Source organism: Sphingobium sp. Cam5-1 (assembly GCF_015693305.1).
Lineage (GTDB): Bacteria > Pseudomonadota > Alphaproteobacteria > Sphingomonadales > Sphingomonadaceae > Sphingobium.
Genome location: NZ_CP065139.1, coordinates 59,346 through 73,069, shown reverse-complemented (window position 1 = coordinate 73,069; position 13,724 = coordinate 59,346). Strand labels below are relative to the sequence as shown.

Annotated in this window: 12 protein-coding genes; 2 read left to right on the top strand and 10 right to left on the bottom strand. The window is 60.0% G+C overall.

Annotation, left to right across the window (positions count from 1 at the left end; genetic code table 11):
- Window positions 1-322 precede the first annotated feature (322 nt).
- Complete coding sequence (locus tag IZV00_RS14475; RefSeq protein ID WP_196227136.1) at window positions 323-874, top strand: VOC family protein; 552 nt, start codon at window positions 323-325, stop codon at window positions 872-874.
- A 483-nt stretch (window positions 875-1,357) separates the two neighbouring features.
- On the opposite strand, the gene IZV00_RS14470 is transcribed toward IZV00_RS14475, so the two are convergent.
- Together IZV00_RS14470 and IZV00_RS14465 are read right to left on the bottom strand one after the other, a co-directional pair.
- On the bottom strand, window positions 1,358-2,152 hold the full coding sequence (locus tag IZV00_RS14470; RefSeq protein ID WP_196227135.1) for an SDR family oxidoreductase: 795 nt from the start codon (window positions 2,150-2,152) through the stop codon (window positions 1,358-1,360).
- A 106-nt stretch (window positions 2,153-2,258) separates the two neighbouring features.
- Entirely contained in the window at window positions 2,259-4,640 is a 2,382-nt protein-coding gene (locus IZV00_RS14465; RefSeq protein ID WP_196227134.1) for a TonB-dependent receptor, read from the bottom strand.
- 296 nt (window positions 4,641-4,936) lie between these two features.
- Between IZV00_RS14465 and IZV00_RS14460 the strand changes: the two genes are divergently transcribed.
- The gene (locus tag IZV00_RS14460) at window positions 4,937-5,251 is read left to right on the top strand and encodes an NIPSNAP family protein (RefSeq protein WP_196227133.1); all 315 of its coding nucleotides are present in this window, start codon (window positions 4,937-4,939) and stop codon (window positions 5,249-5,251) included.
- Window positions 5,252-5,344: 93 nt separating this feature from the next.
- On the opposite strand, the gene IZV00_RS14455 is transcribed toward IZV00_RS14460, so the two are convergent.
- From IZV00_RS14455 to IZV00_RS14420, 8 genes are all read right to left on the bottom strand, one after another.
- Window positions 5,345-6,310, bottom strand: a complete 966-nt coding sequence (locus IZV00_RS14455; protein WP_230463436.1) for an aldo/keto reductase — start codon at window positions 6,308-6,310, stop codon at window positions 5,345-5,347.
- Window positions 6,297-6,857 (bottom strand): VOC family protein, encoded by a 561-nt coding sequence (locus IZV00_RS14450; protein ID WP_196227132.1) that lies wholly within the window; start codon window positions 6,855-6,857, stop codon window positions 6,297-6,299. The genes IZV00_RS14455 and IZV00_RS14450 overlap by 14 nt, the downstream gene beginning before the upstream one ends.
- A gap of 125 nt (window positions 6,858-6,982) precedes the next feature.
- Window positions 6,983-8,311, bottom strand: a complete 1,329-nt coding sequence (locus IZV00_RS14445; protein WP_196227131.1) for an aromatic ring-hydroxylating oxygenase subunit alpha — start codon at window positions 8,309-8,311, stop codon at window positions 6,983-6,985.
- Between the two features lie 209 nt (window positions 8,312-8,520).
- Window positions 8,521-9,129 (bottom strand): CoxG family protein, encoded by a 609-nt coding sequence (locus IZV00_RS14440; RefSeq protein ID WP_196227130.1) that lies wholly within the window; start codon window positions 9,127-9,129, stop codon window positions 8,521-8,523.
- A gap of 13 nt (window positions 9,130-9,142) precedes the next feature.
- Window positions 9,143-10,765 carry an FAD-dependent oxidoreductase gene (locus IZV00_RS14435; protein ID WP_196227129.1) on the bottom strand — a complete coding sequence of 541 codons (1,623 nt, stop codon included), beginning with the start codon at window positions 10,763-10,765 and terminating at the stop codon, window positions 9,143-9,145.
- Window positions 10,766-10,819: 54 nt separating this feature from the next.
- Entirely contained in the window at window positions 10,820-12,415 is a 1,596-nt protein-coding gene (locus IZV00_RS14430; RefSeq protein WP_196227128.1) for a GMC family oxidoreductase, read from the bottom strand.
- A gap of 216 nt (window positions 12,416-12,631) precedes the next feature.
- Window positions 12,632-12,958: a Rieske (2Fe-2S) protein gene (locus IZV00_RS14425; RefSeq protein WP_196227127.1), complete on the bottom strand. Its 327-nt coding sequence runs from the start codon at window positions 12,956-12,958 to the stop codon at window positions 12,632-12,634.
- A complete protein-coding gene (locus IZV00_RS14420) occupies window positions 12,955-13,719 on the bottom strand; it encodes an SDR family NAD(P)-dependent oxidoreductase (RefSeq protein WP_230463435.1) in 765 nt (254 codons plus the stop codon). The genes IZV00_RS14425 and IZV00_RS14420 overlap by 4 nt, the downstream gene beginning before the upstream one ends.
- Window positions 13,720-13,724 lie beyond the last annotated feature (5 nt).

The window sequence follows — 13,724 nt, the reverse complement described above, 5'->3', positions numbered from 1 at the left end:
CACCATTTATCAATTTGACGAATGAAGGCATATTGGTTAGCAGACATTTGTCGTTTGTCGAGAAATCAGCGACGGAGGAGCAGGGCATGAGCCGCTCCGGGTAGAGGATGAATGATCACCAAAAGGTCACCTAAAGCGCTGCATAGCGGACGGCCAGATCGCTCAAGGGCCAGGAAATACGCTGGTTTTCGGACCTGCGGCATGTCCTTGGTCACCGGCGGCCGACATGGTCCAATGCCGTCGGCGAAGATCGGATCCCTCGCGCGATTACCCTCACCGTCGAATCAATCATCTGACAATTGTCTTTGAAGGAAGCAACGCCATGAGTGATTTTATCTTCACACCTGCCCTCGCTATCACGCAGATCGCTTTTGTGGTGCCGGACGCCATCGAAGCCGCCCGTGCCCATTCCCGCCGTTATGGATCGGGGCCGTTCTGGGCAGTCGAACATTATCCGCTTCACGTGCATCGCTATCGCGGCAAGGACAGCGTTATCGACGTTACCTCCGTCTATGGTCAGTGGGGCAATATCACCGCCGAATTCGTGCAGCAGCATGATGACGAGCCGTCCGCCTATCGCGACCTGGTGAAGAAGGGTGAGTCGCGGATTCATCATTTCGCCATGTTCGTCGATGATCTGGACAAGCGGATGGCGCAATATGAAGCTGAAGGCTGTGAGGCTGCTCTTTATGGCGAAACCTTCCCTAATCGTATGGGCCGCTACGCCATCATGGATACGTCGAAACAACTTGGCGTGATGACTGAACTTTACGAAGAAGAAGGCACCCGCCCCTTCTACGACCATATGAAGAAGTCCGCGGAAGGATTTGATGGAACCGATCCGATCCGCCGGATGCAGTTCACCGACCTTTAACGCGAAGTGGAGCCGCCCCGGCAGCTGAAAGGTCGGGGCGGCTACCGCATGTAGCGAAGGGTCGCCGGATCGGCATTTCCGCACGCCAGATTCCATAAGTTGGCGGATTTCGAACCGCGATTTTGGCTCACTGATGGACGCTTGCGCAACCCCCGGCAAGCTGGGCATCGAAATACCGCCACTAGAGCATGATCCGATCAAACTGGATCGGATCATGCTCTATTTGTCTTTTGTTTCCCGCATTTTCCGAGCCAGCAGATGATGCCATCTGCCTCGAAAATGCTCTAGAGCGCGCTGCGTTCAATCGGACTTAGCGCGTTCTAGCTATTTGTTGTCGCATCCTTTTTTGCGCAAAAAACCGGTTTCCACTCTTACGCACGATGCTCGAGCGAAAGGGAGGGGCGCCGACGCTCCCCTCCCTTTCCATTTTCCTCACGCCATTCGGACGGAAGCAATGCCCCCGCCCGCACCGCTCTGTCGTCGTCAGCTGCTCAGATGCGCCGTAGCGCGCGCGGCCACCTCGCCCAGTTCGGACAGGATCGGGTTGCGGCGGAGCGTGAGTCCGCCATTCACCTGAAGATTCTGGCCGGTCATGAAACATTCGTCGGATGCCAGCCACACGACGGCAGCCGCAATATCTTCGCGCGTGCCGAGGCGGCCGAGCGGATATTCCTTTGCAAAGGCGTCGATCAGTTCCTTCACGCTGAAGCTGTCGCCAGCCATCGGCGTTTCGGTGAGGCCCGGCGAAATGGAGTTCGCCCGGATACCACGCGCGCCATATTCGTTGGCGACGGTACGGATCACATGGTCGATTCCAGCCTTGGTGCCCATGTAAGCGGCGTGATTTTCGAGCATGATGGTCGCCGTGGCGGAAGAGATCTGAATGATCGATCCGCCCTGCCCCATGACCCGCAACATCGCCTGGATGAAGAAGAAGGGACCTTTGAACTGGATGTCCATGATCTTGTCGAGATCAGCCTCCGTCGTTTCATGGGTCGGCTTCATCAGCCCCCAGCCAGTCGCGTTCACCCCGACGTCCAGCTTGCCATAGGTTTTGACGGCAAAGTCAGCGGCGGCATCGACATCGGCTTTGCTGGTGATGTCCATCAATATATAGCTGCCACCGATCTGCTCCGCGATCGCGCGCAGCGGTTCTTCATGCCGCCCTGTCACGACGACCTTGCAACCTTCCTGCGCCAATCGCTCGGCGATTTTCTGGCCCATATTGGCGGTTCCTGCCGCCCCGGCGACCAGCGCCACCTTTCCTTCAAGCCTCATCTGAACAACTCCTATGTTTCAATTGGCGGCGGCCTGTCATTCTTCGGCTCTGAGCATTGTCGGGCAGTGTTGGAGCCTGCCCCGCCGCCCAGAGCCGAAGTCCGGATCAAAAGCGTGCCGTCAGCGACGCGCCCCACTGGCGGCCGGGCGACGGATTGGCGAATTCGATGAAAGTGCCTACCGCGTCACCGGAGGTATATCCATCATATGTCGTGTTGTTGGTGACGTTCTTCACAAAGCCAGCCAATTCGACGGTCGTGTTGCCCGCGACGGGCAGCTCATAACGAACGCCAAGATCGATTTTCGTCACCGGCGGGATGGAACCGCGAGGATCGTTCAGCACGTCCGTTTCATAGCGACTGGTGTGGAAAATCGCCGCGTTGAGTCCCACAGTACCCGGACCGGCCGCGAAGCTGTAGTCCGATATGGCGCCTGCGGTCCATTTGGGAACGCGCCGCAGCTTGAGGCCGCTCAGATCCGCCGGACCTTGGCCCAGATCTCCGAAGAAGTCCTTATATTTGGCGTCCAGATAGCCCACGGACCCGGTGATCGTCCAACCGCGCATCGGTGCGAGGGCCAGCTCTGCTTCAAAGCCCTTATACTGCGCCTTGGCGACGTTGAGCGTAGTAGCGACATTGGTCGTACCCACGACCTGGAGGACATTTTCCTGCTTTTCATCCAGCGTATTGTGGAAAGCCGACAGGTTCAGGCGAACGCGCTTGTTGAAGAGTTCGGTCTTGAGGCCGATTTCATAGGCTTGCATCGTCTCTGGCTCATAGGCCTGAACCGCGGTGACCAGATTGCCGGGGCGTCCGTTGAACCCGCCGGTGTTGTAGCCCTTGCTATATTGCGCATAGGCCAGAATGTCGGGCGTGAACTTATATTGCAGATTGACCTTCGGCGTGAACTTCTTGAACTTCGCCCGGCCTGTCACCTGTCCAACCAGCGGGCCAATCGCGTCATTGTCACGCGTCGTCGATAATTCCGGCGCCCAGAGGCTGTAATCGGTCGTCTTCTTGTCCCAGGTCTGACGGCCGCCGACGGTCAGGCGCAACTTGTCGGTGATATCATAGTCAGCCTGGAAGAACAGGGCGAACGTCTTGTTCGTCTGGAAAGTGCGATAGCGATTCAGGGAATTGAGGAACGCTACGCCCGGCGGTGTCGAAAAGGTCGGCAAGCCGTTGGTCAGAATGACATTTCCATTTGCATCCATGTCCGGCAGCACCGCGGCGTCCAGCGACGGGTTCTGCTTTTCGGTGTACCGATAATTCATATAGAAGGCACCCGCCACGATGTTGAACGGGCCTGAGAAAGAGGTCGCGAAACGCGCTTCTTGCGAAAATTGCTTCGCGTCGACCGATGCCTTGTCACGGAACAGGGCGAAGCGCGTCGCGTCGAAGTCGCTGGTCTGCCGTTCGTGGAATTCGCGATATCCGGTCAGGGACGTGAACTTCACTTCATCGGTCAGGTCATAGGAAATTTCGCCAGTGCCTGCGGTGAGACGCAGGGAAGCTGGCAGCTGGGTGGTTTCGACTTCATTCTTGCCCTGATCCAGATCACTCAAGGGACGGCAGATGATCTGCGTTGCGGGATTGAGGCAGGTGGAGTTCAGGCCGCCGAAATAGCCCGGGATGGGATAGGCGATAAGGTCTGGAACAGGCGTGGCCACATAGGGCGGGATGGCGCTGTCATTTTCCAGCCGGTCGAAGGCGACATAGATGTTGAGCCTGTCCGTGGGCGTCGCAACTGCCGCCAGTGAATATTGCCGGACATCGCGATCCCCTTCGCGGCCGCCGGCCACGATGTTGCGGAACTGACCATTGTCCTTGCGCACGGCGATGGTTGCCTTGACCGCCAGTATATCCTTGACGACGGGCGCCATGATATAGCCTTCATAGTCGTTCTGGCCAAAGCTGCCGATAGTGAAGCGAACCTTCCCGGTCGTGTCGGCGGACGGATCTGGACGCAGGCGCACGACGTTGATCGAGCCGCCCGTCGTGTTCTTCCCGTTCAGAACGCCTTGAGGGCCGCGCAGCACTTCCACGCGCTGCACATCGAACGCGTCGATCAAAGCGCCGCGCTGGAATGCGATGGGGATCCCGTCGAGGGTGATGCCGATGCCCGGTTCCACGCTGGGCAGCACGTCCTGAATGGAAATGCCGCGCAAGCTGATCTGCGGCACGTCCACGGCGGCGCCCGACCGTGTGACGGTCATGCCCGGCACGAGGCCGCGAAGGCCGGTCAGGCCATCGACGCGGGCCTTTTGAAGCGTGTCATTGCTGAATGCGGAAACGGAGACAGGCACACTTTGCAGTGGCTCGGCGCGCTTTTGCGCGGTTACGATGATGTCCGAAAGTCCTTCGGATTGCTGCGGCTGATTGGCTGCGGTCGCGTCCGGCGCTTGCTGCGGCTCCGCGGCCAATGCCGCCTGAAAGCCGCCCAACGCAGTTGCGATCGCTATCGCCGACGAAAATGCCAGGCCTCGCATATGCCCTCCCCATTCAACGCTGATTTTTGATCCGATGTGGCCGCGACTCTTTCTGAATCGACTTGTCGCTACACAAGTGTGCTAGCTAACTGCTTTTCGCCGGAGGGTCAACAGTGAAGGGACCGCAATAAGCGCTTGTGAGCTTTTTATCTGACATATGACGCTTATTTTTTTCCTGTCCCGGGCCGGTCCTTGATGCATCACGTCGTCGCTTGAATATCAGACGTTCGTCATTTAACGTGAGGTTGTGCGGTGAGAGCCAGGCTCCGGCCGCGATCGCAAGGAGTGGATATCAGATGAGCGTTTATCTTCAGGCAACGTTGGAACTCGATTATGAGACGCTTCCCGTCTTTTTGAACATAGTTCCTGAGATGAAGCGCATCGCCGAAGGCGCTGGTTGGGAGATGATCGCCGGGCTCGTCACCAAGATCGGCCGGGCCAATACCGTCATCCATCTTTGGAAATTGCCCGACATGAATGCTTTCGATGCCGGTATCCAGGCCATGGCGAGCGCGCCTGAAGGTGGCAAAATCTATCAGGAAATCTGTCGCAGCGGTGCGAAGGAAACGCTGATCTTTGCTGATGCAGCGCCCTATTCACCGGCGCATTGACACAGAGCTGAAAATGAAACGGCGGGAGGCTTGGAGCTTCCCGCCGTTTTTTACTGGTGCTCCCCGGCCGTAGTGACTGGGGACCGTCGTTAACTAAAGCTGATCCAGCTCCGCCATTATATCTTGCGGCAAGACTGTCATGCAGGCCTGCGCATTGGCGTAAACCTGTTCGGGCTTGGTCGCCCCGGCGATCACGGATGAGACGAAGGGCTTTGCGGCGAGCCAGCCGAGAGCCAGCTTCACCATCGGAATGCTCGATTTGCGGGAAATCTCCCCGAGACGGCTGACCTTCTCAAACCGTTCCGGCGTCAGGAACTTGTCGAAGAAGGGGATTTGCTTGAGGGTTTCCAGACGGCCCGAACTGTCGTCGCCGCCCAGATATTTGCCGGTCAGCAACCCGTTGGCGAGAGGGAAATAAGGCAGAAACCCGACGCCATTGGCGACCATCAAGGGCGCAAGTTCGCTTTCGACATCGCGTGCCAGCAGGCTGTATTCGGATTGGCATGATATGAAAGCCGCACGATGGGTTGCTCCCGCCGCGTCCAGTGCTTCCGCCAGTTGCCCGGCGCTGTGGTTCGCACAGCCGACATAGCGCACCTTGCCCTCCTGAATCAGCTGGTCGAATGCGGCCAGCGTTTCGCCAATCGGCACCTTCGGATCGGGATAATGTAGCTGGTAGAGATCGACATAATCGGTGCCCAAATTGGCCAGGCTTTCTTCCAACGCCTGACGCACATAGGCAGGGGCCGCGCCCTGATTATCGTCGCTGTCCCCAACCTTGTCGCCGACTTTCGTGGCGATGATGACGGAATCCCGGCGACCGCGAAAAGCTTCGCCGAGGATGCGTTCCGATTCTCCGGGAGGAAAGCCATAGTTGTTGGCTGTGTCGAAGAAGTTGATCCCGGCGTCCAGCGCAGCCGAGATCACCTCAAGGGATTTTTCCTTGTCGAGGAACCAGCCGAAATTATTGCAGCCAAGACCAGCAATAGAGACTTTCAGGTCGGATTTCCCGAGATTACGCTTTTCCATGTCGAGAATATCCCCTTCAGGGTTGGCCATATATGTAGCGGATGGGATCGGACCCGTCCCAGCCGTCGGCGGCATCCCGCACCATCTTGTAAAAGTCGCTGACAACGGCCTCTTCATAAAATTCGGTCAGCATGCCGAACTCCTTGCGCGTGTCCATCATCGCATAGGGGCTGGGTTTGGAGTCGCCAAGCGGAGACACGACAGAATAGAGGATGTTATCAAAGCCCTTGCTTTCATAATCCTTGATCGCTGCGTGAATGTCGTCAACGAACACCGTCATATGGTGCAGGCCGGGACCGCCCGTCGGATAAAGTTCGCTGTAGGCCGATGGCGTGTCGCAATGCTGTTCCACCAGTTCGACCATCACATCGCCCCATTGACCCACGACACCTGTCGTATCGAGGTCAATTTCCTTGCCGCGATAGGTTTGCAGGTCATGGGGAAGGTGCGCGAGCACGAAGAAGGGGCCGGACCCGAAACGGGCCATGTGTCGGCGCGCCCATTCGATCGCGTCCGGTACAACGAATGCGATCTGCCGCACCTTTTTGAGTTGGCCTGAAACAGGGTCCAGGAACATCGAGCCTCTCCTTGTCTTTAGAGCGCCGCCCGTGGGTGCAGGCGCACGTCTTGCGTTTCGCCAGTTACCGGACGACATCCGTTACACCAAAGGCGCTGCGGGCGCGGACGCCCGCAGGCCATTTGTCATTCAGCGGCGATAGACATCTCATTTTCAGCGATCAGTTGATCGATGCGGTCGTGATAGTGGGAAATCCGCTTTTCCTGCCCGGCCAGTTCCGCGCCATTCCACCCGCGCGAATGCATGCCGCGCTGCTGCGCCTCCATGATGCCCGCATCGCCGTCGAGCGTGATGCCAAGGCTTCCTTCGCCAAAGTTGCGCCATTCGCGTTCCACAGGCGCCCGCGCCGTGTCAGCCACGCCGCCCGCCGAGGTCAGCATCTTGGTAAAGAAATCCTCTGAACCCGTCGCATAGAACCAGGTGTCGAAGGTGCATTTTTCCGGATCGGTCGGATGCGGCCAGGCGCGCAGGAACAGCATGCCGTCCGAAAAACAGGTCAGCGTCAGATTGGGGAAAATCGAATAGAGAAAAGTGTCGGTCAGCTGCGCGTCTTCCATCCGGTCATAATGGCTATGGCCGCGCTCGACGCCCAGCTTCCGCTTCTGCGCAATAATCGCTTCACGGATCGCCAGCGGCTTGTCCTTGAAATCTTCCGGATCGAGTTCCCAGGTCTTGAGGTCCTGGATCAGATACTCGTCGATTGCCAGCTTGCCGTCCGGCAGGTAGCGCGAAGGCTGGCTGCCCGGCGTCACCAGACGCGCATGCCCGTTCTTCAGCGTTTCGATGACCGCTGTCACATAATAGGGCTCGTTCACATACAGCCCCTCCGGATGCGCGGTGGGGATGTGGTATGTTTCGCGGAAATTGTCCGAAATGATCTTCCAGTTGCAGGGCATCCGCACCGATATGGCCTGGGTGCAATGCATCTGCTCGAAGGGATAGCGCGCCAATGGCTCGTACAGTTCGCCCAGATACTCCTTGAGGGGCATCGGGTTGGCGTCCATGTTCACCCAGACGAAGCTGGCGAAGGTCTCGCTGTTGATTTCCGCGAGCCGCTTGCGTCCGCATGGGGAGCCTGCGGCGAAGTCCTCCGGGTCCTGCGCGCCGATGCATTCGCCTTCCAGCGACCATTTCCAGCTGTGATAGGCGCAGGTGAAGGACGGCATGGACCCTTCCGCCACGGACACCAGCTTGTTCCCGCGATGCTGGCACACATTGTAGAAAGCCTTGATGCCGCCATCTTCCTGACGCACCACTAGAATGGATTCCGCGCCGACCTCTTCCACAAGGAAGTCACCCGGCTCAGGAATCTGGTCTTCGCGGCAAACCACGAGCCAGCTCTTGGTCCAGACCGCATCCCACTCCCGCCCCGCGAAGTCGCGGTCGAAATAGCGCCAGCCCTGAAGTTTCGAAGAACGTCCGGCTCCCGCCTCGGCGACCAGATTTTCCGTCATTTCCATCTCCTGTCGATTCAATCCAGGCGCATCCCGGCGCGCTGATCCTGTTTCCAATCGTCCAGCTACATCCGACGGCCCGCTTTACGCGCACCAGGCAAAGGGCGGCCAGGTTCTGGACGATCATGCATAACGGACATTTGTCCGTCAATAGCGGAGTATCCTTCCTTCGCGGGGTCCGCGCCTTTACGGCAGATCCCGCGCAAGATTTATCCTTGTGACGGCTTGTCCACCGCCTGGGCGATCTTCATCGCCAGATCTTCAGCAACCGGCTTCAGCATCGGTCCCAGCAGCAGGTTGAGAACCGGCCCGGTGGCTCCGCCCGCCTGAACGTTGAGCCGGAAAGTGATCTGTGTGTTCGGATTGCCCACATCTGCCACGGGTTTTGCGACTTGCACATCGGCACTGTTGGTGACGCGCCGCAATAGCCAGCGGGACAAGCGTTCCCACAATCTGCTCAGCCAACCGCCGGAAGACGAATGTGCGGAAACGGGGGCAGTTGGCGCGGCATTGGGCACGCTGCCGCCCAGGTCCGTTGCCAGAAACTCGCCCGAACCAGTGACAGGCTCCTGCAAGCCCTGCATCACGAAGGTCACGCGGCTAGGCTCGTTCCATTCCGTAACCTGAACCTTGAACTCCGCGCTGCGGGTCAGGCCGCCCAGCTCGCCCTTCACAACCCAGATGGATTCATCGCGGTTGATCTTCTCGTGGCGCTGATACCCTGTGAGGAACGGCGCCCAATTGTCCATGTCCTCGACGAAATTCCAGACCTGAGGCAGGGAGGCGGCGACCGTTGTGGTATGTTCGACTTCGGGCAATGTCGCCTCCTTTTCAGAACCTGTTGACGCTGGACGCCGCCTCGCGTCCGGCGATGTGGCCGAAGACCAGGCCCGGCCCGATGGTGGCCCCGGCGCCCGGATAGGCCATGCCGGTGAACCCGCCGGAGACGTTCCCCGCCGCGTAAAGGCCGGGGATGCGGCCACCCCTGACATTCACCACTTCCGACTTGGCGTTGATCTTCGGTCCACCCTTTGTGCCGAGCACGCCGGAATAGACACGGCAGGCGTAGAAGGGGCCTTGCTGGATCGGCCCCAGCGACTGGAGCGCACCTTCGCGCGATGGGTCGCCATAATGACGGTCATATTTGCTCCGGCCACGGTGGAAGTCGGGGTCCTCACCCCGTTCGACATTCGCGTTGAAGCGCGTGACCGTGTCTTCAAGACCATCGGGGTTTACGCCGATTTTCTCCGCCAGTTCGCGCAGCGTCGGCGCGGATTCGAGCCATGCCGGAATCGGATCGCCAGGATAGCGCGTGCCGAACGGATATTTGTCGAGGAAAGTCGAATCGAGGATGATCCAGGCGGGCAGGTTTGGATAGTCGAACGCCACTGGGTCGAAGTTGCGGAAGGAACGGCCAACGTCATTATAATTGTGGGCTTCGTTGACGAAGCGCTTGCCCGCGCGGTTGACCATGATCGAACCGGGCGAGGCTCTTTCGCCGACGACCATGCGGTTGAGCTGCTGCCCTTCATATTCGTCGCCCGGAATGCGGATCATCGGCATCCACCATGCCTCATGAGCGTTCGCCATGCTGGCCTGCGCTTCGGCCGCCATGATGAGACCGTCGCCTTCATTGTAAGGCGGGCTGAGCGGTCCTTCGATGGGACCGCCCATCATGTCGGTCACCATGTCCTTGTTCCATTCAAAGCCGCCGCTCGCCAGAATGACGGCGCGACGCGCGCCGATCCGGACCATGCGGCCATCCTGTTCGACCTCTATGCCGACAATGGCGCCATCGTCGATCACCAAACGCCGGCCACGGGCGTTGCGGCGAAACTCCACGCCCTTGTCCAGCGCGCCCTTGATGAGGCCAGCCATCAGCGCCATGCCGGTGCCCACCATGCCCTTGGCAAGGCGGTCGCCGATGATCTCGGGGTCCAGCATATTGGTCCCGTCATCGATGTCGGTCATCGATACAGGCAGCGGGAAGCAGGGGGCGGAACGCAGGTGCGCGCGCAGTTCCCCCAACTCGCCCGCAGGAAACAGGCCGGGGCTTACCGAGCGGCCGAAGGTGCCGCCGGGATGTTCAGGATGATAGTCCGGCGTCTTGAGCGCCCGGAACGCCAACTGGGTCTCTTGCTCAAGATAACGCAGCACGCCCGGCGCTTCATCGACATAGGTTTCGGCTAGTTCGATGTCCATTTTGCCGAGCGAAAGGCTGCGAAGATAGGTGAGCGCCTGTTCGCGCGAGTCAGTCGTTCCAACCTCATGCATGTGGTGATTGTTGGGGATCCACGGCACGCCGCCGGACACGGCGCTCGTACCGCCCAGCTTGTCGCTGCGCTCCAGCACCAGCGTCTTGCAGCCGCGATGCTGTGCCGCGATCGCGGCGGAAACGCCCGCCGCGCCGGAACCCATGACCACCACGTCGAAAACCTCATCCCATACCGGCATTATAGCTCTCCAGTCGCTCGCGGTTCGCGCCGCTTCCTATGTCGTTTGCACTTGTCACGCATGGCTGCATCCCTTGATCAGGTCCGCCGCCTTTTCGCCGATCATGATGGCGGGCATGTTCGTGTTCCCGCCGACGAGCGTCGGCATCACCGACGTGTCGGCGACCCGTAGCCCGCCAATGCCCCTGACCCGCAGGCGGGCATCGACGACGCTGTCATCGTCCGATCCCATCTTGCACGTACCGGCCGTGTGATAATCCGCATTTGCATTGGCGCGGATGAAGGCGTCGATCTGGCTGTCAGTCTGTACCGACGCGCCCGGCGACAATTCATCGCCGCGATAAGGATCGAAGGCGGCCTGTCCGAAAATCTGGCGGCACACTTTGATCCCGTTGCGGAAGTCGACCATGTCGCGGGTATCGCTGAGATAGCGGTGATCCACGACCGGGGCGGCCTGCGGGTCGGGCGAGGCCAGCGTCACATGCCCACGGCTGTGGGGCCGTACGACGCAGACATGCGCCATGAAGCCATGACGCGGCATCAGGCCCGTCAGCGTGTCATTCATCAGCGCCAGCACGAGCGAGAGCTTTATGTCCGGTTCAGCGACGTCCGGCCGCGATCGCACATAGGCGACCGCTTCCATGCCGGTGCTGGCGAGCGGCCCCTTACGGAAAGCCAGATATTGCGCAAAGGCCAGCGCCCCCTTCAGCGGGCTGACATATTGATAATGGGAAACCGGCTGCGTCACCGCCTGCTTCACATAGGTGGACAGATGGTCCTGAAGATTCTGACCGACGCCGGGCAGGTTATGGACCGGGTCCACGCCGACCTGTGACAGGGTCGCCGCGTCACCGATTCCCGACAGCATCAGAAGCTGGGGCGAATTGATGCCCCCGCCGCAGAGGATCACCTCGCCCCCCGCGCGGAGGTCCAGTTCTTGCCCTTTTTCCCGGATGCGAACGCCGACGGCGCGGCCATTTTCGACCAATATCTTCAGCACCTGCGCGCCCAGACGCACGTCCAGGTTCGGGCGTGAGCGGAACGGCTTTATGTAGGCGGTCGCCGCGCTCCAGCGGCGGCCCCGGCTGACGAACATGTCGACGGGACCGGCGCCATCGCGAACCGCGCCGTTGGTATCGTCATTATAAGGATAGCCTGCTTCTTCACAGGCTTGCAGGAACGCCTTGGCGAGTGGATTATGAACACCCGGTCGGCTGATCCTGACCGGCCCTGAGTGACCGTGCCACCGTGCGTCCCCGCCCGGCTCGTAGCTTTCGGCCCGCTTGAAATAGGGCAGCACGTCCTCATAGGACCAGCCGGAATTGCCCAGCGCCGCCCACCGATCATAGTCACTCGGCGTGCCTCGATCATAGATCATGCCGTTGATCGAGCTGCCGCCGCCTAGAACCTTGCCACGGGGGAGGAAAAGGACGCGGTCGTTCAGCTCTTCCTGCGGCGCGCTCCTGTAGTTCCAGCTATGCCTGCCCGACGTCAGAAGCGGCATCAGCCCGCCGGGCGCATGGATGAGCGGATCACGGTCAGCGCCCCCCGCCTCAAGCAGGATCACCTTGTGGCGGCTGTCTTCCGACAGTCGGTTAGCGACGGCGCAGCCCGCCGCCCCCGCGCCCACAACGATATAGTCCGCGTTCAACGCCCGCGCTCCGGCAAAGAGGTCCGTCCATCATAAAGGGGAGCCGCGCCGCAACGGCCGACCGGCGCACAGTGGCGGAAATGCAAATGACCTTGCAACGATCCTACTCCTTCAGGACGCATTTCGCCCCAATTTTTCCCCGGACGCCGTGACGCGCCCCGATCCACTTTATGCGACCCTTGTCACATTACGCAATGGCGGCTGACCGCAACTATCTCAACTTACCTCCGCAGGCACCGCGACTTCCACCTGACCATCCACGACACGTGTTTCGAACGTGCGGAGCGGCTTGTCCGTCAGCTGTCCCTTGGGATTTCCGGTTCGCAGATCGAAGGGCATGCCATGTTCGGGACACAGCACCATGCAGCGCCTGATGCGTCCGGCCGCCAGGGAAAATGCGCGATGCGTGCATTCATTCTGCACACAGAAAAACTCTCCGTCCGCGTGACACAGCAGAAGGTCCAGGCCGTTCACTGTTATCGGCTTACTGCTGTTGTTGGGCAGGTCGGCTGCCGCCGCGACGGGAAGGAAATCGGCGCTCATGCTATGGTCAAGCCTCCATCAACGACAAATTCGGCACCCGTCACATAGGACGCCTCCTGCGATGCCAGGAACAGGGACATGTTCGCGACATCTTCCGGTCGGCCCAAGCGGCCGAGCGGGATCGGCGCAATGGCGGCGTCGATGGCGGCCGGATCGCCCTGAAGCAATTGGCCGACCATCGGCGTTTCGATCGTGCCGGGGTGCACCGAATTGCACCGGATGCCATAGGGCGCTTCATCGAGCGCAACACTTTTGGTCAGCGCACGAACAGCCCCCTTGGTAGCGGCATAAGCAGCGCTTCTGTGAACGCCCGTCAATGCGGCAATGGACGAGATATTGACGATGGAACCGCCGCCATTGGCGCGCATGCGCGGGATCACCGCCTGGCAACCCAGGAAAGCGCCCCGCAAATTAATTTCGAAAAGGCGGTCGAGCATGGCGACGGGTGTGTCAGAAACATATGCCGCATGATAGATGCCCGCATTGTTCACGAGAATGTCGATGTGCCCGAACCGTTTGAGGACGTCGGCGGCGAGTTCCTGCCATCCCTCTTCCTGACGGACATCCTGTGATCGGGACGACGCAATGCCACCTTCCTGCGTGATGGATGCCGCAACCGCCGCCGCGCCCGCTTCGTCAAGGTCCGTCACGATCACCGACGCGCCTTCCCGAGCGAACAGGCGGGCGGTTGCCGCGCCCATGCCGTGCATCGAGCCAGCGCCTGTGATAATTGCCGTCTTGCCAGACAGTCGACTGCCCAACGCAC